4 protein-coding genes are annotated in these 7,732 nt (G+C 66.2%); 1 reads left to right on the top strand and 3 read right to left on the bottom strand.

Features of this window, described 5'->3' with window-relative positions; all coding sequences use genetic code 11:
• Positions 1-35 precede the first annotated feature (35 nt).
• Positions 36-2,249, bottom strand: coding sequence for a glycoside hydrolase family 20 protein (locus BMZ38_RS03810; RefSeq protein ID WP_091334237.1), 2,214 nt, complete (start codon positions 2,247-2,249; stop codon positions 36-38).
• 109 nt (positions 2,250-2,358) lie between these two features.
• A complete protein-coding gene (locus BMZ38_RS03815) occupies positions 2,359-5,256 on the bottom strand; it encodes a TonB-dependent receptor plug domain-containing protein (RefSeq protein ID WP_091334240.1) in 2,898 nt (965 codons plus the stop codon).
• Between the two features lie 420 nt (positions 5,257-5,676).
• Here BMZ38_RS03815 and BMZ38_RS03820 point away from each other — a divergent pair, with 420 nt between their 5' ends.
• Positions 5,677-7,338, top strand: coding sequence for an APC family permease (locus tag BMZ38_RS03820; protein WP_091334244.1), 1,662 nt, complete (start codon positions 5,677-5,679; stop codon positions 7,336-7,338).
• A 55-nt stretch (positions 7,339-7,393) separates the two neighbouring features.
• Here BMZ38_RS03820 and BMZ38_RS03825 read toward each other — a convergent pair.
• Positions 7,394-7,732 (bottom strand): transposase (locus tag BMZ38_RS03825; RefSeq protein WP_139211663.1); only part of this gene is annotated, 339 nt, incomplete at its 5' end.

A 7,732-nucleotide genomic window follows, 5' to 3' on the forward strand; every position in this document is an offset into this window, starting at 1 on the left:
CGGCGGTCTACCAGCCCGCGTGAACGCGCGCGCGGTTACTGCACGAGGATCTCGTCGGCGAACACGTATGCCGGTTGGCCGGCGCCCTCATGGCCTGCGGGAAGCGGGCCATAGTTCTTCGCGGTGACGCGCAGGTAGCGCGCGGTGACCGGTGAAATGGCCTCGAAGTGCGCCTCGCGGATGGTCGGGCGCAGGTCCATCGGGTCCATGCCGAAAGGCAGGTCCTCGAGCGTCCGCCAATGTTTGCCGTCGTCCGAGACCGCGAAACGCACGTTGCGCGGCAGCAGCACCCAGGAGCCGCTGTGCTGGGTGAAACGCACCCGTATCGAGTGCAGCGGCGTGGGCTTCTGCAGATCGACCGTGGCGTCCATGTCGCCGCCGCGCCAGCCGACCCACAGGCCGTCCAGGAAGTCGTCGCCGCCGGTGACGCCGTCGACCAGTGCGGTCGCCGCGCCGGTGTAGCGCGGATCCGGCGCCACCAGGTAGCTCACCGGCTTGCCCAGCGCCTTGTTGGGCGTGATCTGGAACGCCTGGCTAGCCAGGTACGGTACGCCGCGACGGAACGGCGCGACCCTGATGGCGGAAGGTTCGTATCGGTCCAGCACGTCACCGAAGGTGGGCGACTGCGCCGTGGGCTCGCTACCGTCGACGGTGTAGTGCAGCTCCAGGTCGTCGAAGCCGCGCTGGGCGCGCAGGCGCCAGCGATGGTGTTGCGGGTTGAAGCTGAGCCGGTAGTCGACCAGGTCGCGGTCTTCCGGGCCGTAGGCCACGTGGTGCTCGTCCAGCCAGGGGTATTGCGCGCGCATGCGGCGCTCGAAGTCGGCGTAATCTCGGGCGTCCGGATTCCATAGCCGCTCGGACAGCGCCAGCACGCGCGGATACAGCATCGCCTCCAGGTTGCGCGGCGTGACGCGCTCGGCCCACAACGGTGCTTCGGCGCCGAGCACCTGGCCGCGGTGCGCGGCATAGGCGGGGCCAGCGAAAGCGTCGGTGCGATAGATGTCCTGCACCGTGAGGTCTTCGATCGGCGTGTCGATGTAGAACGGGCCGGCGACGATGACGCGATTGCCGTTGGCCAGGGCCTTGGCCGCCTCCGCGTCGCCGCGCCACATTTCCACGATGGCGTTGCGGTCGGCGCCGCCCGCGAGGATCTCGTCCCAGCCGATCAGCGTCTTGCCGCGGGCCTCCAGGTCGCGCTGGATGCGTTGCACGAACCAGCTCTGCAGCCCCTCGGCGTCGGCCAGGTGCTGCTCGCGCATGCGCTGCTGCGAGGACGCGCTTTGGACCCACTGCTGCTTGGGCACCTCGTCGCCGCCGATGTGGATGTACGGCGCGGGGAACAGCGCAGCCACCTCGTCCAGCACGTCGTGCAGGAAAGCGAAGGTCGTGTCGTCGCCCACGCAGTAGATGTCGGTGAACACGCCCCATCCTGCCGGCACCTGGATCGGCTGCTTGGGACAGGACAGCCAAGGATAGGCCGCGATGGCCGCCGACGCGTGGCCGGGCATCTCGATCTCCGGCACCACCATGATGTTGCGCTCTCGCGCGTACTCGACCACGTCGCGGATCTGCTGCTGCGTGTAGAAGCCGCCCGTGCGCTCGCCGTCGGGCTCGGTGCGCCAGGCGCCGACGCTGGTGAGCTTCGGATACTTGTCGATCTGGATGCGCCAACCCTGGTCGTCGGTCAGGTGCCAGTGCAGGACGTTGATCTTGTAGCGGGAGAACAGGTCGATCTGCCGCTTGACCAGCGCCACCGGCATGAAGTGGCGCGCCACGTCGAGCATGACGCCCCGCCAGGCGTAGCGCGGGGCATCGTCGATGCGTACGGCGCGAATCGCAAGGGTGCCGCCGTGCCTGGCCGGCAACAGCTGCCGTAAGGTCTGCACACCCCAGAACAGGCCGCGGTCATCGGCCGCGGTAATGTCGATGCGCTGTGGTGTGACGCTGAGCCGGTACGCTTCCTTGCCCTGCACCGCCGGATCGATGCGCAGTTCGATGCGCGGGCCTTTGGCCGCTGCGCCCTGCCGCAGCGAAAATCCGGCCTGCGCGCGGATCGCCTCGCGCAGGAAGGCGCCGATCTCCCGGCCGCGCGCGTCGGCGGGCGCGACGATGCGCGTGCGCGGTCCGAGCACGAAGTTGCCCTTGCCCACCTCGATCGTCTGTGGCTGCGGGACGATCGCCCACTGCGCCTGCGCGGTGCCGGCGAAGGCAGCCATCATCAGGGCCAGCAGCAAGGTCGTCACGCGCATCGGCTTCTCCTTTTCCAAAAAAAAAGCTCCCCGGCCGGAGCCGGGGCGCGCGAACTCGCGCCGGAGAGGAATCCGGATCGATCGGGCCGGCAAGGCCGGCCCGGCTACCTCAATCGAGCTTGTAGTTGATCGTCGCCAGCACTTCGCGACCGTTGTAGTTGGCGCCCTGCAGCGTCGGGATGAACTCGAAGCCGCCCGCGTAGTAGGGGATCTCGCCCTTGTTGTCGAAGATGTTGGTTACGCCAAAACGCAGGTTCGCCTTGTCGCTGAAGCGATAACCGACCGAGCCGCTCCACACGATCCACGGCTTGATGCGGCCTTTGTAGACGACGCAGTCCGGATCGCCGAGGTCGGGCTTGATGCCGTTGTCCAGGACCTCGCACCCGTTGAAGTTGTTGGCGCGGATGCTGCCGGCGCGCTCGCCATAGACGGTCACGCTCCAGCGATCACCCTGCCAGCTGGCCGTGCCGCGCACCCTGCTCGCCACGCGGTCGTAGCGGGTGTTTTCCAGCGGATCGCTCTGCAGGCGGCGCTCCTTGTAGGAGAGGTTGTCGGTGTAGTCGATGCTGAGGCTGAAGTTGCCCCAGTGCTCGGTGGGTTTGGTGTAGACCAGCGAGGCGTCGATGCCGCTGACGTACAACTGGCTCTCGTTGATCGGTCCTGAGTAGACGGCCGTGATGTTGCCGTTGGCGTCGCGCTTGACGTTGGCGATCACACTGCGGCAGTAGGACGAGCCCTGGGCGTGCGCGATATAGGGCGAGCCGTCGACGTTCAGGCCGGTGCGGCAGCCTGCCTCGTCCTTCAGCACATCGTCCTGACTTATGTTGACGATGCCGTTGTCGATCCCGATGTGCCAGTAGTCGGCCGACACGGACAAGCCCTGTACGCCAGGGATCTGCCACACGAAACCGTACGTCCAGGAATGACCGGTCTCGTTGTTGAGCGTCGGCCCGCCGGCAAGATAGGACTGGAAGTACGTGCTGTGCTGGGTCGCATTGCAGGTGCGGTCGCCTGCCTGGATGCACTGGTAGTAGTCGGAGTAGATGCCGACCTGCGACACCGACGGGTTCTTGTAGATGTACTGCATGTCCGGCGCGTGGAAGTTCGTGCCGTAGCCGCCGCGCAGCAACAGGCCCTCGTACGGCCGCCACTCCAGCGAACTGCCCCAGGTACGCGCGACGTCGGCCGCGCTGGCGTCGCGATACTTGTCCAGCCGCCCTGACATGGTCCAGGTGACCTGCGAGGTCAGCGGCATGCGCAGTTCCGAGCCCAGCGAGATGCGGTTACGCGTGCCGCCGCCGGTGATGTAGTCCTGGAAGGGATCGCCGAAGTGCGTGTCGTTGCCGCGCGGGTCCGGCGAGAGCTGGAAGCTCTGGTGCACCGCTTCCAGCACCGCGCCGAAGCCGACTGGACCTGCCCACAGGTTGAACAACTCGTCGGTGTTGACGTTCAGCGTGGCCTGATCCAGCTCGCTGACCGCAGTGTTCTCGCCGGACACGCCGAAGCTCTGGTACTGCGCGGGCGTGATCGGGTTCCAGAAGCGCTGGCTGTTGAGCGCGTAGACCGGAAGCGTCTCGCCGTTGACGGTCGTCGTGCCCTGCTGCGGCCCGAAGAAGAAGTCGAACATGCCCTGCTCGTTCAGGCCGGCGTAGTACTCGTGCACGATGTACTTGTTCTGGCCGAGCATGAAGTCCCAGTTGAAGCGGTCGTCCATGAAAGAGCCGCGCAGGCCGGCGCGCAGGTCCCAGTTCTGTTCGCGGTCGTGGGTATTGCCGTAGCTGCCCAGTTCCTGCGGTGTCAGCTGGCGGAAGTAGTTGCTGATCACCTGACCGCTGGTCCTGTCGTAGAAGCCGTTGGGCAGGCCGCCCATCGGATACAGGAACGGCAACTCGGTGTTGGAGGTGCCGACCGTCTTCCACAGGCCGGCCGAGCCATAGAGCTGCAGGCCGCCGCCCAGGTCGTAGTCGCCGGCGACGTAGGCGTCGGTGTTGTCGCTACCCGGGGTCAGCACCCAGTTGGCGAACAGGTCCGGCTGCGTGCAGTAGTAGCCGTGGTCGGTGACGTCGTTGGTATTGACCGTGTGGCCCGTGGTGGACACGGTCTGCGAATGGCGCAGCGCGAAGTTGTTGCCAAACTGGCCGCAGGAGTTGGCGGGCGGCGCGATGTAGTTGCCGTCGGCGTTGGTCAGCGCCAGGCCCGGGTAGGTGTTCCAGCCGAACAGGCGCGCGTTGTAGTCGTAGGCGCCGTAGCCGGCGTCGGCTTCCGAATCGGTGTAGGGGCGGTCGCGGCCCCACAGCGCGTCACGGTGCGATTTCTCGAGGTTGTAGACCACGTGCCAGCGATCGCCCGAGCGGCCGCCGACGAGGTTCAGGTCGCCGTACTCGCGGCCGCCGTGGGTGGCGCCGCCGAGCGAGAACTGCACGTCATCGCCCTCGTAGTGTTTCTTGAGGATGATGTTCACCACGCCCGCGACCGCGTCGGAGCCGTACAGCGACGAGGCGCCGGTGGCGAGGATTTCGATGTGGTCGATCATCCCGGTCGGGATGTTGTTGTAGTTCTGGAAGTTCGTGCTGGCACCGGAGGACTGCGGATAGTCGCTGACGCGATGGCCGTCGATCAGCAGCAGGCTGCGCCCGGAGCCCAGGTTGCGCAGGTTGAGCTGGCGCGCGTTGACCGAACTTGAGCCCCAGCTCGGCGGCGTCTGCGCGACGCCGGTCTGGGTGATCGAGTTCATCACCTCGTAGACGGTGGTGAATCCTTCGCGTTTGAGCTGCTCGCCGGTGATGGTCACTACCGGCGCGGGGCCCTCGACCTCCACGCGCGGGATCAGCGAACCCGTGACGACGACCTTCTGCAGGGTTACCGGCTTCTTCTGTGCCTTGCCGGAGTCGGCCGGGGCCGGTGCGGTCGAAGCCGCGTCCTGCGCCAGCGCTCCCAGCGGAAGGAACAGCGCAAGCGCGAGTGCGCCGGTGAGTGCTTTGCGGCGAAACCTGATCACGTGATGCATGAGAACTCCCCTCCCCAGACAACAGCGCTATGTATGGTTCAACCATGCGCCGGCGATGCTTGTGTCCGCCTTGCCTGAACGGGCGGCGGATCTGTCTCGCGGGCCACGCCTTGAACAGTCGTTGGTGCTTTAAATCGATCTAATTGAATCGGTCCATACGTTAATCACAAGTTGGCGCGCGCGCATCTTGCACAGCAGCAAGGTGACCGGTCGTGTGGCCGGGCGAGCGGGGCTGGCAGGCGTTCCCCGTGCACTCCGCAGCGGCCCCGACATGGCAACCGCTTCCGTATGGACGGCTGGATGGCCAGCGCACCGTGGCTCGTGGCGGCAACAAAACAGCCGGCGCAGGTGACATGCCCAGCCCACTTTGCGACCATCGGGGTTTTGGCGCTCTGCGCCTGGCAGACACAGGGGCCCTTGATGGCAAACCAGACTTCGATCCGGCGTGACGTCGGTCCTTTCGCACTGATGTTCACCGGGCTGGGCTCGATCATCGGTTCAGGCTGGCTGTTCGGCGCGTGGAACGCCGCCAAGCTGGCCGGCCCCGGCGCGATCTGGGCCTGGGTGCTCGGCGCGGCGATCATCCTCTCCATCGCGCTGACCTATGCCGAGCTGGGCGCGATGTTCCCCGAGTCCGGCGGCATGGTGCGCTATGGCCATTACTCGCATGGTTCGCTGGTCGGCTTCATCGCGGCCTGGGCGAACTGGATCGCGATCGTCTCGGTGATCCCGGTCGAAGCCGAGGCCTCGGTGCAGTACATGGCCGGCTGGAAATGGCAGTGGGCGCAGGATCTCTATCACGCGATACCCGGCAAGCACGGCGAGTTGAGCCCGACGGGCGTGGCGATCGCCGGTGTGCTGGTGATCGTGTATTTCCTGCTCAACTACTGGAGCGTCAAGCTGTTCGCCCGCTCCAACAGCCTGATCACGCTGGTCAAGCTGGTCATCCCGGCGGCCACCGGCATCGCGCTGATCGCCAGCGGCTTCCACGGCGAGAACCTCGCGGTGGGCGCGGCCGGCGGCAGCCATGCGAACGACTTCGCGGCGATCCTCACCGCCGTGGCCACCGCAGGCATCGTATTCAGCTTCAACGGCTTCCAGAGCCCGGTGAACCTGGCGGGCGAGGCTCACAACCCCGGCCGCAGCATCCCGTTCGCGATCATCGGCGCGATCCTGCTGGCGACCGTGGTCTACGTGCTGCTGCAGATCGCCTACCTCGGCGCGGTGCCGCCGGACCTGCTGGCCAAGGCCGGCTGGAAGGGCATCGACTTCAGCTCGCCGTTCGCCGAACTGGCGGTGCTGGTCAACCTCAACTGGCTGGCGATCCTGCTCTACGCCGATGCCTTCGTCAGCCCCAGCGGCACCGGCATGACCTACACCGCCACGACCGCCCGCATGATCTACGGCATGGAGCGCAACGGCACGCTGCCGCGCATCTTCGGCCGGATCGATCCGAAGTCCGGCGTGCCGCGCCCGGCGATGTGGCTGAACCTGGTAGTGTCGTTTTTGTTCCTGTTCTTCTTCCGCGGCTGGGATTCGCTGGCCGCGGTGATCTCGGTGGCGACGATCATTTCCTACCTGACCGGCCCGGTGAGCGTGATGACGCTGCGCCGCACCGCGCCGGAGCTGCATCGCCCGTTCCGGCTGGCCGGGCTGCCGGTGATCGCCGGCATTGCCTTCATCATGTCGGCCGAGCTCCTGTACTGGGCCAAGTGGCCGCTGACCGGCGAGATCATCCTGCTGATGGTGGTCGCGCTGCCGGTGTACTTCTATTACCAGGCGAAGCATGGCTGGAACGAGTTCGGCCGGCACCTGAAGGGCGCGTGGTGGCTGATTGCCTACCTGGTCACGCTGGCGGTGGTGTCGAGGATCGGCAGCGCGAAGTTCGGCGGCTTGGATTACATCCCCTACGGCGTCGATCTCGCCGTGGTCGCGGTGATCGGCCTGGTGTTCTATCTGTGGGGTGTCAGGTCGGGCTGGCGTACGCCGGCGATCGAGGCCGAGCGCGAGCAGGCGGCGCTGCATCCGGACGCGCTGCAGATTCCGCCGGATGAGGAAACGGCTGAGCGGGTCGCCAGCTGATTCTTGGTCGAACGGCAGACAAGACGCGCGGCCTCGAGCCGCGCGTTTTTTTGGTTCATCGCGGAATGCCGGGGAAGGCGGCACGGATCTTCAGGAAGAAATAGTCCTGATCCCGGTAGCCGTAGGCCCGGCGCTTGATGACCTTGATCGTGTTGTTGATGCCTTCGACGACACTGGTGTTGAGCGGGTACCGGCATCGGGAAAGGATGCCGTGCAGATAGGCCTTGAGCCGTTGCGCGAACAGCGCCAGCGCGGCGATGCCGCTGCTCATGGCCTGTTCGAGCCAGTGTTCCCATGCTTGCTTGGCCCAGCCCGGCCGACGGTAAAACCACAGCCGTTTCAGCTCGTCCCGCATGAGATAGGCGGTGAGCAGGGGTTGGTTGGCCTGCAGCAA

The sequence above is a fragment of the Frateuria terrea genome, assembly GCF_900115705.1.
GTDB classification, from domain to species: domain Bacteria; phylum Pseudomonadota; class Gammaproteobacteria; order Xanthomonadales; family Rhodanobacteraceae; genus Frateuria_A; species Frateuria_A terrea.